This is a genomic window from Lutibacter sp. HS1-25, from assembly GCF_004121075.1.
Lineage (GTDB): Bacteria > Bacteroidota > Bacteroidia > Flavobacteriales > Flavobacteriaceae > Lutibacter.
Window position 1 is genome coordinate 1 of record NZ_RHLN01000011.1, and the last position, 20403, is coordinate 20403.

Consider the following 20403-nt stretch of genomic DNA (forward strand, 5'->3'; position numbering starts at 1 on the left):
CATCTGTAAATACTTCTTTGAGGGTGACAAGTCCTTCTTCTGCTAAAAGTAAAACAACTTGTTTAAAAATGTCTTTAAAAATAGTCTTCAGTTTTTTACTGCGAAAACGTGCAATAGTATTATGGTCAGCAACTTGTTGCGCAGCAAGCCACATAAAGTTGATGTTCTCTCGCATTGCCTTTTCTATCTTACGGCTAGAATAGGTATTATCCATATAGGCATAGACCATTACCTTGAGCATCATTTTTGGATGGTAACTTGGTTTTCCTTCTTTACTATATTCTTCTACCAGCAAACTTAAGTCGAGTTGCTCAACTATTCCATTGACTATTCGAACAGGATGATCATCAGCAATAAGCTCTTCAATAGAAGGTGGAAAAAGCCAATTTTGCTGTTGATTATAGGATTGAAAATTTGTATTCATATCTTTGATTATCAACACCTAAAGATACAAAATGACCGGTTTTTATACAAATCATTTAATAAAAAAACCGCCTCAGGTTATGAGACGGCTTCTTTTTTTTGATAAATTTGTAACAAATTGCTTTTTTACACAACTTATCATTTGAACTTAATATTGGAAAGTGACCAAAGACCTTGAACATAAATTTATTGAAGAATTTCAAGAAAACCAGAATATTGTTCACAAGGTCTGCCGTATCTACACCAACAATCAAGAGGCGCATAACGATTTATTTCAAGAAATTACAATTCAACTTTGGAAAGCATATCCAAAGTTTAGAGGCGAATCTAAATTAAGCACCTGGATGTATAGAATTGGTTTAAACACTGCAATAACACTGTATCGAAAATCAAAAAGAACCATACAAACACAAGATTTTGAAACAGTTTTACATAAAATTGAATCAACCGAGTATGACGCTACTGAAGAAGAACAATTAACATTAATGTACAAAGCAATTTACCAACTATCTGACATTGAAAAAGCACTAATTTTTCTTTATTTAGAAGATAAAAATTATAAAGAAATTTCAGAAACATTGGGTATTTCAGAAGTAAATGCACGCGTAAAAATGAACAGAATTAAAACACGCTTAAAAACAATACTAAATCCATAATAATGAAGGAATTAGACTTATTAAAGAAAGATTGGAATAAGCGTACCAACGATTTTCCAAAAGTAACATACAACGATATTTATGCTTTAATTCATAAAAAATCTTCCTCTATTGTAAAATGGATTTTTGTGATATGCATTGTCGAATTTATTTTTTGGACAAGCTTAAACCTTTTAATACCCGAAAGTTATCTAGATATTTACGAGCAGTTTCATTTAAAAACATTTTTACAAATATCACAGGTTGCACACTATATTATATTATCCGTTTTTATTTACCTGTTTTATAAAAACTTCAAATCAATTTCAGTGTGCGATTCTACCAACATATTAATGCAAAAAATTATTAAAACACGCAAAACAGTCAATTGTTACGTGTACTACAACATTGTATTATATGTAATTATTTCAGTAGTATTAAATGTTATCATGCTTTCTAACCCAACATTATTAATAAATTCATTGGGTTTAAAAATAAAAGATTTAGATCCAGACCTATTTCTCTACTTATACATTGCAATTCAAACCGCAACACTATTTATTATGTGCGGTTTACTATGGCTATACTACAAAATTATTTATGGTATTTTATTAAAAAAACTCAACAAAAATTATACAGAGTTAAAAAAAATGGAAGATTAAATTTTTACGTTTATAACAAACGTGTCTATTATTATCAATACACTTTTTGGACTTATAGCTTTCAGACTTTAAACTTTGAAACTAATTAATTGGGCGCTACCTAAAGGTCGGGCTATACGCTATATCTTTTTTACAATTCCACAAAGTTACATTGTAAAAAAGGATGCCGCTGCTATCCCTAGCGCAAGTTTCGTTAAAATTGGAAAATTTTTTTTGCAGAATGCAATCACTGCAATTGACAAGAAACAACTAAACTCAACCTTACAAAGTCTCTTAACTTCGTAACTTTACACTCCATTCAAACTTATATGCAGAAACCTGCTCACCATTTTCATTAACACCAACAGATTTCATAACAATAGTTTGTCCTTCGCCAGTTTCAATGGTTTTTTGTAAAGCTTCATTTATCAAATCACCATCATTACACGTAAAATTAATTGTCCCAATGGCTTTTTTTGTAAAATCACCAGAGTGACTGGTAACTAACATCGCTATATTTCTATTGCTTTCCTTAATTTTTTTAATAACCAAAGCGCCTGTAGAAAGTTCGGCAGCCATAGATTGAACAGCAAAATACATAGACTTAAATGGGTTTGTATTTAGCCATTTATACTTTACGGTAACAACCGCTTTATTGTTATCTATCGTTTTTAACCTAACACCGCACAAATAAGCCGATGGCAATTTAAACATTAAAAAACGATTCATTTTACTTACAGTAACCTCCATATTTACCAATTTGAGGTCAATGTATAAAAAGAAAACATATAAATACTCATTGCTTATTTGTTTTTATCAACTTAAGCACATTCTAAATCAAATATAAAACTACTTCCAACAGCAGGTTCACTTTCTACTCTTATACTACCATTATTTTGATTTATAAATTCTTTACATAAAATTAAACCCAGACCTGTACCAGTTTCATTATTGGTTCCTTTAGAATTGTAGTTTTGTTCAATTTGAAAAAGTTTAGTCAAGTTTTCTTTATTTATTCCTATTCCTGTATCTCTAATTTCAGTTTCAATCATTCTTTTATTATTAATTATTTTCTCTCTTGTTGAAATTGAAATATGCCCACCCTTAGGAGTAAACTTAATGGCATTTGAAATTAAATTTCTAACAACTGCTGTTATCATTCTTTCATCTGCATTAATTATAATATTTTCATCAAAATTAGATTGAAAATCAATACTTTTTGCCAAAGCTTGAGGAAAATGACCTTCAATATTGTTTAACAATAAATTACTTAGGTTAAATTTATTTTTCACAGATTTTAAACTTCCCATTTGAATTCTTGCCCAATCCAACAAATCTTCTAAAATTTCAAGCGTAAAAAGTGCCGAATTATGAATATAACCAACAAACATCTCTAATTTTTCAGGATCAAGCTCGTGACTACTATCTTTTATCAATTCTGCAAATCCAATAATATTAGCCAACGGATTTTTTAAATCGTGAGATATTATTGAGAAAAATTTATCTTTTGCTGCATTTTGTCTCACCAATTCTTCCGATTGCACTTTAATAGTAATGTGAGTTTGAATTCTTGCCAAAAGCTCTTCAGAATTAAATGGTTTTGTAACAAAATCTACACCACCCGATTTAAAAGCTTTATTTACACTTTCTGAGTCTGTATTTGCTGTTAAAAAAATGACAGGAATTTTAGCCAACTCCTCGTTTTCTTTAATTTTTACACAAGTTTCAAATCCATCCATATCTGGCATTTGAATATCTAAAAGAATTAAATCGGGCGTTGTTTTTTCTAAAACATTCAATGCCTGCTGACCGCTTTTAGCCATTCTAAATTCATATCCAGCAATTTTTAAAACACCTGCCAATACTTTCAAATTATTGGAATTATCATCAACAATTAGTATTGTATATACCTTTTTTTCCATAATATTAAGTTTTTAACCAGTTAATTAATTTTTCAAATTCCATTTCATTGATACATTCTTCGATTTCTTTAAATGACTTATTAGAATCATTTTCAAGCTCTTCAAGTAAATTTTGTAACAATTCAAAATCGCCCTCTTCTGACGCTTCAATAAATTTATCTTTTAAATGTTGCGGAATTTCAGAAGCCAATCCGTAATTAATTTCAATTTTTTTCTTAACCTCATAAACAAATTTCACGCCTCCTTTATCAACCATTTGCGCTAATAAATCAACAAAATTTACTGGCTTTTTTATAAAAACAGTTGCCCCTATATCCATAACCTCTTGTTGTTCAGACTCTAAAGCACTAGCACTTACAATAAAAATCTTTACATCATGATTACCACGCATTTGCAAAATTTGTCTTGTTGCTTCAATGCCATTTAACACCGGCATTACTACATCCATTAATATAATTTCTGGCTTCCAATTTTTATAAAGTTCTACAGCTTCTAACCCATTTTCAGCTTGTTTGATATCAAAACCTAGCGGGGTAAATTTTTGAAGTAATATATCTCTATTTTCAAGGCGGTCATCAACAATTGCTAATTTTAAACCTTTCATTTCAGGAACCAAACTAACCACTTTTAACTCTTCTGCTCCTTCAACATTTTCAGCTTGCTCACTTGCTTTAAATCCAAATGTAAAACTAAACTCAGATCCTTTTCCTAACTCACTTTCAATGGTAATATCTCCGTCCATTAAATTGGCAAATTTTTTGCTTATTGCCAATCCTAACCCTGTTCCGCCACTAACTCTTGCGCCTTTTTGAGCTTGTTCAAACGGTTTAAAAACTGCTTCTTGCTCTTCTTTCAAAATACCTACACCACTGTCTTTTACGGTAACATTGATAAAGTTGTCTTTTAAAACTTCAACAGTAATTTTAACAAAACCTTTTGATGTAAATTTTAAAGCATTCCCTATTAGGTTAATAATTACTTGTCTTATTTTAGACTCATCAGCAAGAATGTTTCCTGGTATATAATTCTTAGAAATTGTAGTTAATTCTATGTTTTTCTGAGCTGCTTTATGCTTAAAAAGCCCTTCCACTTCTTTAAGCATAACTGCAAAATTAAAGTCGGTTTCTTTTAATGTTATTCTTCCTGCTTCAATTTTAGACATATCTAAAATATCATTAATCAAGGCCAATAAATGCTCTCCACTTCTATTTATAGTTTCTAAATTTTCGTATTGTACTTTTGTTAAATTATCACCGTCTTGTAACAGTTGAGAATATCCTAAAATAGCATTTAACGGGGTTCTTATTTCATGACTCATATTAGACAAGAAAATAGACTTTGAAAGGTTTGCTGAAATAGCTTCGTTAGTAGCTTTTTTTAACTTTTCTTCATTTTCAAGACGCTCTGTAATATCTTCTGAAGCCCCTAAAACACCAATTACCTCATTATTATCGTTAAAAAATGGCAACTTACTTGTTAAAACAAATTGCTTTTTATCTGGGTGGTTTATAACCTCTTGATATTTTATTTTTGGTTGAGCAGTTTGTACAATTTCAAGTTCACTTGCTCTAAATCGTTCGGCATCTTTTTTAAGATGGATATCAAAATCTGTTTTACCAATAACTTCCTCTTCACTATCAAATCCCATTTCAGTTAAATAGGCTTTATTACAGCCTAAAAACCTTGACTCAATATCTTTCCAAAAGATCCTGATTGGTATATTATCTAATACTTTTCTTAAAACTTCTTTTGCCAAAGTAGCTTCATTTGTTACTTTTCTTAACTTTTTATCAGTAGCTTTTTGCAAAGTAACATCTTCTTTAATAGCCATATAATTTGTTACAACTCCATCTCTATTTTTAATTGGCGTAATTGCAACTCGTTCCCAATAAAGTTTTCCGCTTTTAGATTTATTTTGAAATTCACCCTTCCATACTTTTCCAGATGAAATAGTTTTCCACATTTCAGCATAATATTCTTTTGGTTGCGTCCCAGAATTTAAAATTCTTGGATTAACACCTATTGCCTCTTCTTTTGAATAACCTGTTGATTCTATAAACTTTGAGTTTACATATTCAATATTTCCTTTTATATCAGTAATCGCAATGGTATTTGAACTTTGTTCAACTGCCAATGAAAACTTTTTTAATTCAAGCATTTGCTTGTTTTTTTCAATTGCAGAACTTATATAAGTCGAAACAAATTCAAGTAATTCAATATCTTTTTGACTGTACGCATTTGCGTCATCATAACTTTGTACAACAATTGCTCCAATAGCTTCATTATTAACAATCAACGGAACACCTGCCCAAATTTCACAAGCTGCTCCAACCAATTCTATTTCGCCCGCATCTTCAAGCTCTTTAAATTTTTCCGCACCAACCAATAAAGGCTTTTTGGTTTTAATTACATAACCTGTCAATGTTTTGGTAATTGGAAATTCCTCATCAGCTTCTTCTCCTGAAATAAACGGAATTGAAATTGTTTCTTTCCCTTTATTATAGTAAGCAATGTATGAATTAGAAACATCAATCAACTTTCCCAATTCACTTATAATAAACTTATTATAAGCTTTTAAATCTTCTTGCTGATAACCATTTTGTGAGATATTTAAAAGTACTTTTTGAATATCACTTGCTTTTTTTATTTCGGTAACATCACGAACAATACCTTCATAATACAAAAGTTCACCATTACTATTGGTAATATTTTCACCATGATTTTCTACCCAAATAATAGAACCATCTTTTTTATAAAGTCTATGTCTAAATTTTTCGGTATCAGAAAAATGATCTACAACTTCTTTTCTATCATTATCATCAACATAAAGTTCTTTTCTAATGTTAACTTTCAACAACTCTTCTTTTGAATTGTAACCTAACATTTTAACTAAAGCTGAATTTACATTGATAAATTTACCATCAGGAGTGCTTCTGTAAATTCCGTCTAAAGAATTATTAAACAGATTTTCATATTTTCTATCATTATGTTGCAAAGCGTAAATTGTTTGCTCTTGCTTTTCAACCAAAGCTAATAATTCAGTTTTTGACAACTCTTTATTTAAAATACCCACAAAACTCATAGTCTAAAATTTGATGTTATTGCTTTTTGAAATACCATTTGATAGATTAAAATTACCATTTATATGCTATTTCATACCAAATATACGTTTTTTTTACACACGGCAGTAATTTTAATGCTAAAATTTTCAATTTAATATCATCCATAAATAATGTTAATATAATGTTAAATTACAGTACTATGTGTTGCATACTACTGTTTTTTATACATATATTTGCATAAGATATTAGTAAGTATTATAATCATGACAAATCAAAACGATAAAAATTACAGCACAATTATTCAGCTAAGTACATTTGCTGGTTTTGTATTTCCATTTGGAAACATAATAGCTCCACTTATTTTGTGGATGGCTAAAAAAAATGAAAGCTCATTTATAGATGCTCACGGAAAATCAGCCGTAAATTTTCAAATGAGTTTGATGTTATATTCATTTATACTGGCCATTTTAATAATTCCTATAACAATTTTTACTTTAGGATTGGGGTTGATTTTTTTGATAATTGCAATTATACCCGTTTTTATTTTAAATATGATTTTAATTATTTCAGCAAGTATTAGTGCTAGTAGGGGTGAATATTATGAGTACCCTTTTACCATAGAATTTATAAAATAGTAACGCATTAAAAAATCTAAACTTATGAAGATAGAAAACACAAAAGCACAAATGCGAAAAGGAGTTTTAGAGTTTTGCATACTTTCCATTTTACAAGATGACGATGCTTACACTTCAGAAATTATATCGCAGCTTAAAGATGCTAAATTATTAGTTGTTGAGGGTACTGTTTACCCTTTACTTACAAGGCTTAAAAATGCGGGTCTTCTTAATTATCGTTGGGAAGAATCAACATCTGGACCACCAAGAAAATATTACGGAATTACCGAAACTGGCAAATTATTTCTATTAGAATTAAACACTACATGGAGCGAACTAACAATTGCCGTAAATCTAATAACTACCAAAAAATAAACCAAAATGAATAAGACAATTAGCATAAATTTAGGAGGTATCTTTTTTCATATTGATGAATTAGCTTATCAAAAGTTAAAGCTGTATTTAGATGCCATAAGACGATCTTTAAGTGATGATCCACAAGGTAGAGATGAAATTTTAAACGACATTGAAAACCGAATAGGTGAATTGCTTTCTGAAAGAATCACAGATGTTCGTCAAGTTGTTGATGAAAATGACATTGATGAAATAACTAAAATTATGGGGAAACCTGAAGATTATTTAGTTGATGAAGAAATTTTTGAGGATGAAACTGGCTATAATAGAGCTAAAACTTCTAATAAAAAATTATTTAGAGATACTGACGATAAATTTTTAGGCGGTGTTTGCGCCGGATTGGCACATTACGTTGGAATTGAAGCCATTTGGATGCGACTACTTTGGCTGGCTTTACTTTTCTTTTTTGGAACAGGATTTTTAGTTTATATTTTATTATGGATTTTAGTTCCTCAAGCTGAAACAACTGCCGAAAAATTACAAATGGAAGGTGAACCTGTAAACATAAGTAATATTGAACGTAAAATTAGAGAAGAATTTCAAGATGTTTCTGCTAAAGTAAAAGACGGTGTAAATGATATTTCTGAAAAAGTAAAAAATTCAGATTTTAAAAAAAACTTAAGCGGCAATACCAAATCTGGTTTAAATGAAATAATTGATACACTGGGAACAATTTTAGTAAGCATATTAAATGTGTTAGGTAAAATAATTGGAGCCGTAATTATATTTATAGCCTCAATTGCAATTATAGGTTTAATTATAGCAGCTTTCTCTTGGGGTAGCTTTGAAATGTTAGGTTTTAGCGAAGATTTTATAAACTATCCTCCTTTCTTTTTTGATTCTGTTATACCTGCTTGGTTATTAATAACATTTGCTTTTCTTGCTATTGCAATTCCGTTTGTAATCTTGTTTTTACTTGGCTTAAAAATATTATCAAGCAATGTAAAATCGTTTAGCACTACAACCAAATTGTCTTTATTAGGTATTTGGATAATATCATTATTAGGCTTGGGTTTTGCAGGCATTAATTATGCGTCACAAACAGCTTATGATGGTGTTTTTAAGCAAACCGAAGAATTGCCAATTATTGCTAATGACACACTTACAATAAAAATGATAGCTGACGACAATTTATCTGCCAGAAGCGAATTGAGTAGACAGTACGATTTTGAAACAGTTTACGAAAATGAGATTCAGAAATTGTATTCTTCAAGAATTAATGTAGACATTAAATCTACTGATAAAACCAATGCTTCTATAAAAATTAGAAAAGAATCTACTGGTAAAAATAAGCTTAATGCAAATAAAGATGCAGAGTCTATTGAATATGAATTCAATATTACTGACAAAAATTTATTACTAAACGGCTATTTTTTATCTAATTTCAACAATAAATTTAAAGATCAATTGGTTGATATTACCATTTATTTACCCATCAATACAGTTTTGTATCTAGATAATTCAACAAAAAGTTATTTAGACAATGTTCAAAATGTACAAAACATTTATGATCGTAATATGCCTAAACACCTTTACAAAATGACCATTGATGGTTTGGCATGTTTAGACTGTGATTCATCAATTTTTGGAGATGATTACAAAGAAAAAAATGAAAAATTCAATCTAAAAATTGATGAAGATGGTGTTGAAGTAAATATCAATAACGGTAAAAAAAATGCGAATATTAAAGTGGATGAAAATGGTGTTAAAATAAACTAATTACAGTTGAACCCTAAAAAACAACAACTCAATCAATTCTTTTATATAATTAACTGTTTGAAACATACTTTTGAATCAACAAAAAAAATGAAAAAATGAAAACTTTATTAAAAATTACGATATTAATTACAACGTATTTAATGCTACTTTTTACAACAACTTCTTGTTTTTTTGACAACCTTTCGGGCATAAAAGGAAGCAAACATGTTATTTCTGAAGAAAGAGAAATTAGCGCTAACTTCAACACTATTAAAGTACAACAAGGTATTACAGTTTACCTAACTCAAGGAAATAAAACCGACATAAAAGTTGAAGCAGATGATAACATTATAGATTTATTAATTACCGAAGTTAAAAACGATGCACTTAATATTTATTTTGAAAAAAATGTTAACAAAACAAAAGCACGTAACGTATATTTAACAACTAGTGATATTGAAAAAATAAAAACATCAAGCGGCGCTCGTGTTCAAACAGAAAATACCATTCAAAATTCATCGTTGGATTTAGATGCAAGCAGTGGCAGTTCAATCAAAATTATTGTGAATACAAATGAAATTAAGAGTGAATCATCTAGCGGTGCAAATATTGAAATTTTAGGAAATACAACTAATTTTATTGCAAGTTCCAGTAGCGGAAGCATTATAAATGCCGATAAATTAGAATGTGTAGATGCTAAAACCAATGTAAGTAGCGGTGCAATTATCAATGTAAATGTATCGGGCATACTAACTGCCAATGCAAGTAGTGGAGGCAACATTAGTTATGAAGGAAATCCAACAGAAATAGATAAAAACACTTCATCTGGAGGTATCGTATCAAATAACTAAAAAAATTATAAATCATTCATTTAAAGCCAATTCTATAAATTTGAATTGGCTTTTTCTGTTAATATTTACATTAATTTAAATAAAATATGACATCTATCACTTAAATTAGTTCGTTGTTACTTATTTTTGCACAAACTATTACTAAATATTATGACAAAAAAATTTGAAACGCACTCATTTCACATTCCAGTAATGGGGCTTGCATATACTGTTGATAGTCCAATTAAAGTTGCCCAATATGGTATTTCATCTGTAATTTCAATTGTAGATGATTTTTTAATTGAGAAAATGAATGAATATTACTCGAACAAATTTAAACTTCCATATCAAGAAATTACAACCAAAGTTGAAGATTATAGAGCTAAGAGAATTACTTCATACCTTAATACAGTTGACACTATTGTAAAACAGAAATTTGAAAATCTTAAAAAAACTTTTGAAGAAAAAGGTGGTGAATTTGATAAATACATGGAAATGTTGCCAGATTTTTCAGAGCTAAAACAAAATTTCACCAAAAAGTTTTCAAATTACAATTTAAAAGAAGATGCTTTACATTGGATTCACAACAACCTAAAACCAGGAAACATTGATGTGAATATTATGACGAAGTTAGACAAAGCTAACTTTGTAAAAAACGAACAACTTCCTACCGAATTCAACGATGCACATGCTGCATTAAGAGGTTTTGCAAATAGCAATTTAGAATCTTCAGTTATATTATCTGCTGGTATGAATCCTAGATTGTACAGCTATTTTGAAAACTTTGAAGACTTTTTTCCAACAAAAGAAGGCTATTTAAAAAAGAAAATTACACTTAAAGTAAGTGACTATAGATCTGCTTTAATTCAAGGTAAATTCCTTGCAAAAAAAGGTTTATGGGTTTCTGAATACCGAATTGAATCTGGTTTAAATTGTGGTGGTCATGCTTTTGCTTCTGATGGATATTTATTAGGTCCTATTTTAGAAGAATTCAAACAACACAAAGAAGCCTTGATAAGTGATGTTCATGAAATTTTAGTTGCTGGATTAGAAGCCAACGGTAAAAATATTCCTGAATCTCCTTTAGAATTGTTAATCACTGTACAAGGTGGTGTTGGAACTAACGAAGAGCATGAATATTTAATAAACAATTACAATATTGATTCTGTTGGTTGGGGTACACCATTTTTATTGGTTCCTGAAGCTACTACTGTTGATGCTCAAACTATAGAAACATTAAAAAAAGCAAAAGAAAAAGATTTGTATTTAAGCAATGTTTCTCCATTGGGTGTACCATTTAACAGTTTAAATGGAAGTTCTAATGATATTATTAGAAACGCTAGAATTGCTGAAAACAAACCAGGAAGCTCTTGTCCTAAAAAATTCTTAGCGTTAAGTTTAGATGAAAAAGGGATGCCATTATGTTTAGCTTCAAAAAAGTTCATTTCAAAAAAAGTGGATGAAGTTAAATTGGAAAACTTAAGCTCTGAAGAATATGCAAAACAATATGAGCTAATTACAGACAAAACCTGTTTATGCGAAGGTTTGGCCAATGCAGCCTTTTTAAATTATGATATCAACAAAAAAGGTGAAGATCAAGGTGTGGCAATTTGTCCAGGTCCAAATATGGCATATTATTCAAAAGAATTGACTCTAAAAGAAATGATACAACATATTTACGGCAAAATCAATGTTGTAGATACTGATGATCGTCCTCATATGTTTATCAAAGAATTTAAAATGTATATTGATTATTTTGCTAATAAAGTTGATGAGGTTAAAGATTCATATAACGCAAAACAAGAAAAGTATTTAAATACTTTTAAAAATAACATGAATGATGGTATTGAGTATTATCAACAATTATTTTCAACTTTTGGAGAAAATAAAGACTACTTACTCAATGATTTAAACCGTCTAAAACAAGAATTTTTAAATATTAAAATTCCAGTTCGAGAAAAAATTTAACAAAAAAAAGGTCTTTCAAATGAAAGACCTTTTTTTATATATTTAATTTATTACACACCACAATTAAATTCTGCAAGTGTTTTATTTTCTAAAATTTTTAATGTGCTATCTCTAACTTCAGCCATTAAAATGTTTAGATTGCAACGTTCTTCACTTTTACAATCGTCACACTTTTTATAATAATTTAAACTAACACAAGGTAACATTGCAATTGGACCTTCTAAAAGACGAATAATTGTTGAAATTTTAATTTCCTCAGGACTTTTCACCAAATAATATCCGCCTCCTTTTCCTTTTTTAGAATCTAAAATTCCATTTTTTTTCAAGGTCAAAAGAATACTTTCTAAAAATTTTTTTGAAATATTTTCAGATTCGGAAATGTCAGAAATTAAAATAGGAACATGTTGCTCCTGTTTGGCTAGATAACTTAAGGCTTTTAAGCCGTATTTGGTTTTTTTTGAAAGCATTTCTAAAATTACTAATTTTCAATGATTTTACATTATTCTTTTGGTAAAAATACTTCAGCCATCATACATCTTGCACTTCCCCCACCACAAGCTTCAATAGTATCTAAAGGACTGTAAATTATTTCACAATACTTTTCAATAGTGGCAATTTGTTGCTTATTTAAACATTGATAAGCAGCCTGTGACATAACCAAATAACGCTTGTTATTTTCACCTAAGACTTGTAACATATTACCTGCAAAATTTACAACTTGCTTTTCATTAATTACAATAATTTCTTTACCATCTTCCTTTAAATGAGCTTTGATATTATTACGTTCCGATTTATCATCAATACATTCTAAACAAATTACTGCAAAATTTTCAGCCAAAGCCATCATAACATTGGTATGATAAATTGGCAATCTATTTCCATTTACTGTTTGATAAGCTACAAATGAAACTGGCGTATATTCAAAATCTTCACAAAATTCAATAAATAAATCTTCATCGGCTCTTGGAGATAAAGCACAATATGCCTTTTGATTTACCCTGTCTAACAATAAACTTCCTGTACCTTCTAAAAATATTCCTTCATCTTCTGCTGAAGAATAATCTACCACATTGTTTATTACAAAACCTTGTTCTTCTAAGGTTTCTAAAATATCTTCTCTTCTTTCTAATCTCCTATTTTCAGCAAACATTGGGTACAAACCAACATCTCCATTTTGATGAAATGATATCCAATTATTAGGAAAAATAGCATCAGGTGTATCCGTATCTTTAGTATCATTTACAACAATAACATTAACCCCTTTTGCTCTCAATTTCTCAACAAAAGCATCAAATTCTTGCAAGGCTCTAAATTGAACTGTTTCAGGAGTCAAACTATCTAATACTTTTTGATAGTAATTATTAACTGAAGTTTGCTCGTTCATTCTAAATGAAACAGGCCTAATCATTAAAATAGTGTTGGTAATTTGTTGTGTCATTTGTTAATCTCTAATTAATGGCATTGTTGAACATCTTAATAAACCTTCTTGTTTTGAAATTTCAGCGTATGGTATTTCTTCAACAATAAAACCTTGTAAACGCAACCAATCATTTAATCGGGTAAAATTTTGTTCAGAAACTACGACTTCGGGTGAAATAGAAAATACATTTGAAAACATTTGATACATTTCATCTTGAGTTGTATGAAACATATTTTCCATTCCAAATAAATTTACCAAGTAATTATAGTCATTTTCATCTTTAAAACCACCTTTATAAATAATTGCCTTATCCTTTCCAACTGGTTGAAAACAACAATCCAAATGAAGGGCGTTTTCTTTTGCAATGGTATTAGATTTAACCAAATCAAACTCTTTTACAATTTTATGCGGAAACAATTCTTTAATAAAATTTACCCCTTTCATATTGGTTCTGGCAGTAATAATATCTGCGTAATCAGCACCTTTATAAGTTCCTATAAAAATGTAGTCATTCCATAAAATAACATCGCCACCTTCAAAATGAATATCTTCTGAAGTTTCAACAATACAATTTGGATCAATTTCATCTAATACATATTCTATGGCTTCAATTTCATTCTCCCTATTGGGTAAAATGTTTGAAATAATTAATTTATCTTCAATTACAAATGCAATATCTCTAGAGAAAATTTGGTTGTAATTATTGATAATATTTGGTCTGTAAACTTTAACTTGATATTTATCAAGCACTTTTTGGAACGCATCCATTTCAGCTACCATATCAGCTTCTTTAGGGTAAGTACCAGCTTTGATATGCTCTATTGATTTTGGATCATAAGCTTCTTCAATTTTAGGTATTGGGCCGCTACTTATTGCTGTCCCCAACACTACAGACCTAAGGCGAGAAGTTTCATCATGAACATTTAAATTTAACATATTATCAATATTTTGGCGTAAAAATAAGAAAACCCCATAAATTAATATGAGGTTTTAACAATATTTTAAATTTAAAAATTTTTATCTTTTACTTTCTTCAACAAAAGGTCTCAATGTTTCTCCCGTATAAAGTTGTCTAGGTCTACTAATAGCTTCTTTATTAAGTCTCATTTCTTTCCATTGTGCAATCCAACCTGGTAATCTACCTAACGCAAACATAACCGTAAACATAGGAACCGGAATTCCAATTGCTCTGTATATAATACCTGAATAAAAATCAACGTTTGGATATAAATTACGTGATTTAAAATATTCATCATTTAAAGCAATTTCGGCTAAATTTCTAGCAATATCCAATACTGGATCATTAACTTTTAAATCGTTTAAAACTCTTTCGGCAGTTTCTTTAATAATAACAGCACGTGGATCAAAGTTTTTATAAACTCTATGCCCAAATCCCATTAAACGGAAAGGATCATTTTTATCTTTTGCTTTATCAATATATTTTTGATAATCACCTCCATCTTCTTTAATAGCTTCAAGCATTTCAATAACTGCCTGATTAGCACCTCCATGTAGTGGCCCCCAAAGTGCAGAAATTCCAGCAGAAAGAGATGCAAATAATCCAGTATGTGCAGAACCCACAACTCTAACAGTAGAAGTTGAACAATTTTGTTCGTGATCTGCATGTAAAATTAACAACTTATCTAATGCTTCAACAACCAATGGATTTACTTTGTAATCTTCAATTGGTGATTCATACATCATTTTTAAGAAATTCTCAACAAACCCAAGTGAGTTATGACCATAGGCTAAAGGTAAACCTTCTTCTTTTCTATAAGTCCAAGCTACCAATACTTGAAATTTACCTAAGATTTTACAAACTGCACGATACATATCACCTTCAGAATCAACGTTTACACTTTTAGGATTGAATGCCGTAAGTGCACTTGTTAATGCCGATAAAACACCCATTGGATGTGCAGATTTAGGAAAACCATCTAAAATTTTCTTTACATCTTCATCCACTAAAGCTGTTTTTTGAATATCCTTATGAAATTGTTGCTTTTGAGCAGTTGTTGGCAACTCACCAAAAATTAACAAATAAGAAACTTCTAAAAAATCCGATTTTTCAGCTAATTCTTCTATTGCATAACCTCTATAACGTAAAATTCCTTTCTCACCATCTAAAAATGTAATTTTACTTTCACAAGAACTGGTGTTCTTAAATCCTGGGTCAAAAGTAGTTACTCCACCTGTAACAGATCTTAAAGTGCTAATATCAATAGTGGCTTCATTCTCAGATCCAATTAAAATTGGAAATTCGTACTTCTTACCATCAATTTCTAAAGTTGCGATTTTTGACATAACTATAATTTGTATAAATTTAATTTATATAATGGTAGCGAATTTACATTAATTCGCACTATTTTAAAAGTATTTTTAAGAATGATTTATGATTTATGTTCTAATTGTTACATAAACAAAAAAAGCCAAGAATAAACTTGGCTTTTTAATAATTCAATAATTTTGAACTAATTAAATTTTGAATGCTTTAGCTTGAGGATAATAAGCTACACTTCCTAATTCTTCTTCAATTCTTAATAATTGATTGTATTTTGCCATTCTGTCTGAACGAGAAGCTGATCCTGTTTTAATTTGACCACAATTTAACGCAACAGCTAAGTCAGCAATTGTATTATCTTCAGTTTCTCCTGAACGGTGAGACATTACAGAAGTATACCCTGCATTGTGAGCCATATTTACAGCTGCAATAGTTTCAGTTAAAGTACCAATTTGGTTTACTTTGATTAAGATTGAATTTGCAATATTGTTTTCAATACCTCTTGATAAACGCTCAACATTAGTAACAAATAAATCATCACCTACCAATTGAACTTTATCTCCAATTTTATCAGTTAAATATTTCCATCCTTCCCAGTCATTTTCATCCATACCATCTTCAATAGAAATAATTGGATATTTTGCAGAAAGTTCAGCTAAATAATCAGCTTGTTCTTCAGAAGTTCTAATTACACCTTTATCACCTTCAAATTTTGTGTAATCGTATTTTCCATCAACATAAAATTCAGCAGCAGCACAATCCAAAGCTAATTTTACTTGCTCACCTGGTTTGTAACCTGCATTTTCAATAGCTTTTAATACTGTTTCAATAGCATCTTCTGTACCGTCAAAAGTTGGAGCAAATCCACCTTCATCACCAACAGCAGTACTTAAACCACGGTCATGTATTAATTTTTTTAAGTTATGGAAAATTTCACTACCCATTTTTAAAGCTTCAGTAAAGTTTTTAGCCATAACTGGCATAATCATAAACTCTTGAAAAGCAATAGGAGCATCAGAGTGAGAACCTCCATTTATAATGTTCATCATTGGAACAGGTAAAGTGTTACCACTTACACCACCAACATAACGATATAAAGGCATTTCTAATTCATTAGCAGCAGCTTTTGCAACAGCTAAAGAAACACCTAAAATTGCGTTAGCACCTAATTTAGATTTATTTTTTGTACCATCTAATTCAATCATTAATTGATCAATGTAGTTTTGTTCAAAAACATCAACACCAATTAATTCTTCAGCAATAATGTCATTTACATTTTTAACTGCCTTTAAAACACCTTTCCCCATGTAATCTTTACCACCATCGCGTAATTCCATAGCTTCGTGTTCACCTGTTGAAGCACCAGATGGCACAGCAGCTCTACCTAACACTCCGTTTTCAGTTACTACATCAACTTCTACAGTTGGATTTCCTCTTGAATCAAATATTTGACGTGCATGAACACTTAAAATCATACTCATTTTCTTATTATTTTTAAAGTTATATTCTTGTCCAAAGTTACGAATAAAAAGGTAAAACCACCTTATTTTGAGCACCTATTTATACGATAACGTTTTCGTTTTTTTGAATAAAAAAAGCCATTAACTAATTTAGTTAGTGGCTTTTATATTTATTTTTGTGCTGACTTAATGTTTTCGATAAACTGATCAAACAAATAAGACGAGTCATGTGGTCCTGGACTAGCTTCTGGGTGATACTGTACAGAAAAACAATTCTTATTTTTCATACGCATACCTGCTAAAGTATTGTCGTTTAAGTGCACATGTGTAATTTCAAAATCTGGATGTTTTTCAACTTCTTCTTTATTTACAACAAATCCGTGATTTTGAGATGTAATTTCACCCTTACCTGTAATTAAATTTTTAACAGGATGATTAATTCCTCTATGACCATTGTGCATTTTATAGGTTGAAATTCCATTAGCCAATGCAATAATTTGGTGTCCTAAACAAATACCAAATAATGGCAAATTTCTACTGATAATTTCTTTGGCTACATTTTGTGCATCTTTTAAAGGTGATGGATCACCAGGCCCATTAGATAAAAAGTAACCATCAGGATTAAAAGCACTCATTTCTTCAAAAGTAGCATTATAAGGAAACACTTTAATATAACATCCTCTATTTGCTAAATTTCTTAAAATATTCTTTTTAATACCAATATCCAATGCTGAAATTTTTATTGGAGCATCTTCCTCACCAAAAAAGTAAGGCTCTTTTGTTGACACTTTTGAAGCCAATTCCAAACCATTCATATCTGGAACTGCTTGAAGTTTTGCTTTTAACGCTTCAATATCAGTATCTGTTGAGATAACAGCATTCATAGCTCCTTTATCTCTTATGTAACTAACAACAGCGCGTGTATCAATATCTGAAATTGCCAATGTATTTTCTTTTTCAAAATAATTTTGAAGAGAACCTTGTGCATTATCTCTAGAATAAAAAAAACTAAAGTTTTTGCAAACCAAACCTGAAATTTTCATCGAATCGGATTCTACTTCATCATTATTTACTCCATAATTACCAATATGTGCGTTGGTAGTTAACATTAACTGACCAAAATAAGAAGGATCGGTAAAAACTTCTTGATAACCAGTCATACCAGTATTATAACAAATTTCTCCAAATGCCGTTCCATCTGTTCCTATTGATTTTCCTTCGAAAACCGTACCATCAGCTAAAAGTAAAATAGCCTTTTTTCGTTGTGAATATTTCATTTGTTATTTATTTTTAAAATTAATTTACTTGTATATAACTCTATTTTTAAAAAAAAACAGAACACTTAATATCCCTTTAGTGTTTTACTTTTTCGCTGTGCAAAACTAAACTTTACAACAAAACAAAAAAAGGAAATTGACACAATTTTTAATAAACAGTTTAAGTTTTGTTTTTACATACAAAAAGGATAAACCGTTTAAAGTTTATCCTTTTTAATATTATGAACTATAATTCATTAATTTGTATCCTATTTTTCTTCTGAAGATGTTTCTTTACCAGAATCAACAGTTTCAACTGCATCAGCTTTTTTAGATTTTCCTCTACGAGTAGTTTTAGCCTTTTTCTTTCCATTAGGATTGTAAGTTGTATTGTAATCAACCAATTCAACCATTGCCATAGGTGCATTATCACCTTGACGATTTCCTAATTTAATGATACGAACATAACCACCTGGTCTATCAGCAATTTTTACAGATACTTCTTTAAACAATTCAGTTACAGCATACTTATTTCTCAAATAAGCAAATACAACTCTACGATTGTGAGTAGTATCTTCTTTAGATTTTGTTATTAACGGTTCTACAAATTGACGTAAAGCTTTTGCTTTAGCAACAGTAGTATTAATACGCTTGTGCTCAATTAAAGAACAAGCCATATTAGCAAACATAGCTTTTCTATGTGCAGTTTGTCTTCCTAAATGATTAAATTTCTTTCCGTGTCTCATTTCTATTCTATCTTAACTTAATTAAAACAATTGTTTAATTAATCTTTGTCTAATTTATATTTGCTTAAATCCATACCAAAATTTAAACCTTTATTATGAACTAACTCATCTAATTCAGTTAAAGATTTTTTTCCAAAGTTACGGAACTTCATCAAGTCGTTTTTATTGAATGATACCAAGTCTCCCAAAGTATCAACTTCAGCTGCTTTTAAACAATTTAATGCTCTTACAGATAAATCCATATCCACTAATTTTGTTTTCAATAACTGACGCATATGTAAAGATTCTTCATCATAAGTTTCAGTTTGAGCAATCTCATCAGCTTCTAAAGTAATACGCTCATCAGAGAATAACATAAAGTGATGGATTAATATTTTTGCAGCTTCAGTTAAGGCATCTTTTGGAGCGATAGAACCATCACTTGTAATATCAAAAACTAATTTTTCGTAATCGGTTTTTTGTTCTACACGAAAGTTTTCAACAGCATATTTTACATTTTTTATAGGTGTAAAAATAGAGTCTGTAAAAATTGTTCCTAAAGCTACTCCAGATTTTTTATTTTCTTCAGCAGGCACAAAACCTCTACCCTTTTCAACTGTAATTTCGAAAGATAACGAAACTGATTTTTCCATGTTACAAATTACTAAATCGTGATTTAGTACTTGAAAACTTGAAATATATTTTTGCAAATCACCAGCAGTTAATTGATTTTGATTTGAAATAGTAACATTGATAGTTTCTCTTTCAGAATCGTCAATTTGCTTTTTAAAACGAACTTGCTTTAAGTTTAAAATAATTTCAGTTACGTCTTCAACAACACCTGGAATAGTCGAAAATTCGTGTTCAACTCCTTCAATACGAAGTGAAGTAATTGCAAAACCTTCAAGTGAAGAAAGCAATACACGTCTTAATGCGTTACCAACTGTTAAACCAAAACCTGGTTCTAACGGTCTAAACTCGAATCTACCTTGAAAATCGGTAGAATCAATCATTATCACTTTATCGGGCTTTTGAAAATTTAAAATTGCCATAA

At 29.8% G+C, this 20403-nt stretch carries 19 protein-coding genes; 7 read left to right on the plus strand and 12 right to left on the minus strand.

The window, feature by feature from the left end; all coding sequences use genetic code 11:
- Positions 1-424: transposase (locus EC396_RS05665; protein WP_164975213.1), on the minus strand; the 424-nt coding region annotated here is incomplete at its 3' end.
- Positions 425-584: 160 nt separating this feature from the next.
- Between EC396_RS05665 and EC396_RS05670 the strand changes: the two genes are divergently transcribed.
- Positions 585-1079: an RNA polymerase sigma factor gene (locus EC396_RS05670; protein ID WP_129365737.1), complete on the plus strand. Its 495-nt coding sequence runs from the start codon at positions 585-587 to the stop codon at positions 1077-1079.
- Positions 1080-1081: 2 nt separating this feature from the next.
- A complete protein-coding gene (locus EC396_RS05675) occupies positions 1082-1720 on the plus strand; it encodes a hypothetical protein (protein ID WP_129365738.1) in 639 nt (212 codons plus the stop codon).
- Between the two features lie 273 nt (positions 1721-1993).
- Here EC396_RS05675 and EC396_RS05680 read toward each other — a convergent pair whose 3' ends face one another.
- The 3 genes from EC396_RS05680 to EC396_RS05690 form a co-directional block, all read right to left on the minus strand.
- Positions 1994-2449 (minus strand): DUF4442 domain-containing protein, encoded by a 456-nt coding sequence (locus EC396_RS05680; RefSeq protein WP_129365739.1) that lies wholly within the window; start codon positions 2447-2449, stop codon positions 1994-1996.
- Between the two features lie 71 nt (positions 2450-2520).
- Positions 2521-3621 (minus strand): hybrid sensor histidine kinase/response regulator, encoded by a 1101-nt coding sequence (locus EC396_RS05685; protein WP_129365740.1) that lies wholly within the window; start codon positions 3619-3621, stop codon positions 2521-2523.
- 4 nt (positions 3622-3625) lie between these two features.
- Positions 3626-6703, minus strand: a complete 3078-nt coding sequence (locus EC396_RS05690) for a PAS domain S-box protein (protein ID WP_129365741.1) — start codon at positions 6701-6703, stop codon at positions 3626-3628.
- Positions 6704-6946: 243 nt separating this feature from the next.
- Here EC396_RS05690 and EC396_RS05695 point away from each other — a divergent pair, with 243 nt between their 5' ends.
- The 5 genes from EC396_RS05695 to EC396_RS05715 all read left to right on the plus strand — a co-directional run bounded on the left by EC396_RS05695 (position 6947) and on the right by EC396_RS05715 (position 12207).
- Positions 6947-7318: a DUF4870 domain-containing protein gene (locus tag EC396_RS05695; protein WP_129365742.1), complete on the plus strand. Its 372-nt coding sequence runs from the start codon at positions 6947-6949 to the stop codon at positions 7316-7318.
- A 24-nt stretch (positions 7319-7342) separates the two neighbouring features.
- Entirely contained in the window at positions 7343-7672 is a 330-nt protein-coding gene (locus EC396_RS05700; protein ID WP_129365743.1) for a PadR family transcriptional regulator, read from the plus strand.
- A gap of 6 nt (positions 7673-7678) precedes the next feature.
- On the plus strand, positions 7679-9430 hold the full coding sequence (locus tag EC396_RS05705; RefSeq protein WP_129365744.1) for a PspC domain-containing protein: 1752 nt from the start codon (positions 7679-7681) through the stop codon (positions 9428-9430).
- A 95-nt stretch (positions 9431-9525) separates the two neighbouring features.
- Positions 9526-10260, plus strand: a complete 735-nt coding sequence (locus EC396_RS05710; RefSeq protein WP_129365745.1) for a head GIN domain-containing protein — start codon at positions 9526-9528, stop codon at positions 10258-10260.
- Positions 10261-10410: 150 nt separating this feature from the next.
- Complete coding sequence (locus EC396_RS05715) at positions 10411-12207, plus strand: hypothetical protein (RefSeq protein WP_129365746.1); 1797 nt, start codon at positions 10411-10413, stop codon at positions 12205-12207.
- Positions 12208-12257: 50 nt separating this feature from the next.
- Here EC396_RS05715 and EC396_RS05720 read toward each other — a convergent pair whose 3' ends face one another.
- The 8 genes from EC396_RS05720 to EC396_RS05755 all read right to left on the minus strand — a co-directional run bounded on the left by EC396_RS05720 (position 12258) and on the right by EC396_RS05755 (position 20401).
- Positions 12258-12674, minus strand: coding sequence for an Rrf2 family transcriptional regulator (locus EC396_RS05720; RefSeq protein ID WP_129365747.1), 417 nt, complete (start codon positions 12672-12674; stop codon positions 12258-12260).
- Positions 12675-12706: 32 nt separating this feature from the next.
- Positions 12707-13645, minus strand: a complete 939-nt coding sequence (ctlX, locus tag EC396_RS05725) for a citrulline utilization hydrolase CtlX (RefSeq protein WP_129365748.1) — start codon at positions 13643-13645, stop codon at positions 12707-12709.
- Between the two features lie 3 nt (positions 13646-13648).
- Positions 13649-14563 (minus strand): dimethylarginine dimethylaminohydrolase family protein, encoded by a 915-nt coding sequence (locus tag EC396_RS05730; protein WP_129365749.1) that lies wholly within the window; start codon positions 14561-14563, stop codon positions 13649-13651.
- An 81-nt stretch (positions 14564-14644) separates the two neighbouring features.
- Positions 14645-15931, minus strand: a complete 1287-nt coding sequence (locus EC396_RS05735; protein ID WP_129365750.1) for a citrate synthase — start codon at positions 15929-15931, stop codon at positions 14645-14647.
- A 171-nt stretch (positions 15932-16102) separates the two neighbouring features.
- Positions 16103-17389 (minus strand): phosphopyruvate hydratase, encoded by a 1287-nt coding sequence (gene eno / locus EC396_RS05740; RefSeq protein ID WP_129365751.1) that lies wholly within the window; start codon positions 17387-17389, stop codon positions 16103-16105.
- Between the two features lie 149 nt (positions 17390-17538).
- Entirely contained in the window at positions 17539-18645 is a 1107-nt protein-coding gene (gene carA, locus EC396_RS05745) for a glutamine-hydrolyzing carbamoyl-phosphate synthase small subunit (RefSeq protein WP_129365752.1), read from the minus strand.
- A 248-nt stretch (positions 18646-18893) separates the two neighbouring features.
- Positions 18894-19370 (minus strand): 50S ribosomal protein L17, encoded by a 477-nt coding sequence (gene rplQ, locus EC396_RS05750; protein WP_129365753.1) that lies wholly within the window; start codon positions 19368-19370, stop codon positions 18894-18896.
- Positions 19371-19408: 38 nt separating this feature from the next.
- Positions 19409-20401 carry a DNA-directed RNA polymerase subunit alpha gene (locus EC396_RS05755; protein ID WP_129365754.1) on the minus strand — a complete coding sequence of 331 codons (993 nt, stop codon included), beginning with the start codon at positions 20399-20401 and terminating at the stop codon, positions 19409-19411.
- Positions 20402-20403 lie beyond the last annotated feature (2 nt).

What these genes read in the sequence shown, in the direction of transcription:
- EC396_RS05720 (WP_129365747.1), bottom strand. Translation starts at nt 12,674, where the DNA reads ATGCTTTCAAAAAAAACCAAATACGGCTTAAAAGCCTTAAGTTATCTA.
- EC396_RS05690 (WP_129365741.1), bottom strand. Translation starts at nt 6,703, where the DNA reads ATGAGTTTTGTGGGTATTTTAAATAAAGAGTTGTCAAAAACTGAATTA.
- ctlX (WP_129365748.1), bottom strand. Translation starts at nt 13,645, where the DNA reads ATGACACAACAAATTACCAACACTATTTTAATGATTAGGCCTGTTTCA.
- EC396_RS05710 (WP_129365745.1), top strand. Translation starts at nt 9,526, where the DNA reads ATGAAAACTTTATTAAAAATTACGATATTAATTACAACGTATTTAATG.
- EC396_RS05735 (WP_129365750.1), bottom strand. Translation starts at nt 15,931, where the DNA reads ATGTCAAAAATCGCAACTTTAGAAATTGATGGTAAGAAGTACGAATTT.
- rplQ (WP_129365753.1), bottom strand. Translation starts at nt 19,370, where the DNA reads ATGAGACACGGAAAGAAATTTAATCATTTAGGAAGACAAACTGCACAT.
- EC396_RS05730 (WP_129365749.1), bottom strand. Translation starts at nt 14,563, where the DNA reads ATGTTAAATTTAAATGTTCATGATGAAACTTCTCGCCTTAGGTCTGTA.
- EC396_RS05715 (WP_129365746.1), top strand. Translation starts at nt 10,411, where the DNA reads ATGACAAAAAAATTTGAAACGCACTCATTTCACATTCCAGTAATGGGG.
- EC396_RS05755 (WP_129365754.1), bottom strand. Translation starts at nt 20,401, where the DNA reads ATGGCAATTTTAAATTTTCAAAAGCCCGATAAAGTGATAATGATTGAT.
- EC396_RS05675 (WP_129365738.1), top strand. Translation starts at nt 1,082, where the DNA reads ATGAAGGAATTAGACTTATTAAAGAAAGATTGGAATAAGCGTACCAAC.
- EC396_RS05680 (WP_129365739.1), bottom strand. Translation starts at nt 2,449, where the DNA reads ATGGAGGTTACTGTAAGTAAAATGAATCGTTTTTTAATGTTTAAATTG.
- eno (WP_129365751.1), bottom strand. Translation starts at nt 17,389, where the DNA reads ATGAGTATGATTTTAAGTGTTCATGCACGTCAAATATTTGATTCAAGA.
- carA (WP_129365752.1), bottom strand. Translation starts at nt 18,645, where the DNA reads ATGAAATATTCACAACGAAAAAAGGCTATTTTACTTTTAGCTGATGGT.
- EC396_RS05705 (WP_129365744.1), top strand. Translation starts at nt 7,679, where the DNA reads ATGAATAAGACAATTAGCATAAATTTAGGAGGTATCTTTTTTCATATT.
- EC396_RS05685 (WP_129365740.1), bottom strand. Translation starts at nt 3,621, where the DNA reads ATGGAAAAAAAGGTATATACAATACTAATTGTTGATGATAATTCCAAT.
- EC396_RS05700 (WP_129365743.1), top strand. Translation starts at nt 7,343, where the DNA reads ATGAAGATAGAAAACACAAAAGCACAAATGCGAAAAGGAGTTTTAGAG.
- EC396_RS05695 (WP_129365742.1), top strand. Translation starts at nt 6,947, where the DNA reads ATGACAAATCAAAACGATAAAAATTACAGCACAATTATTCAGCTAAGT.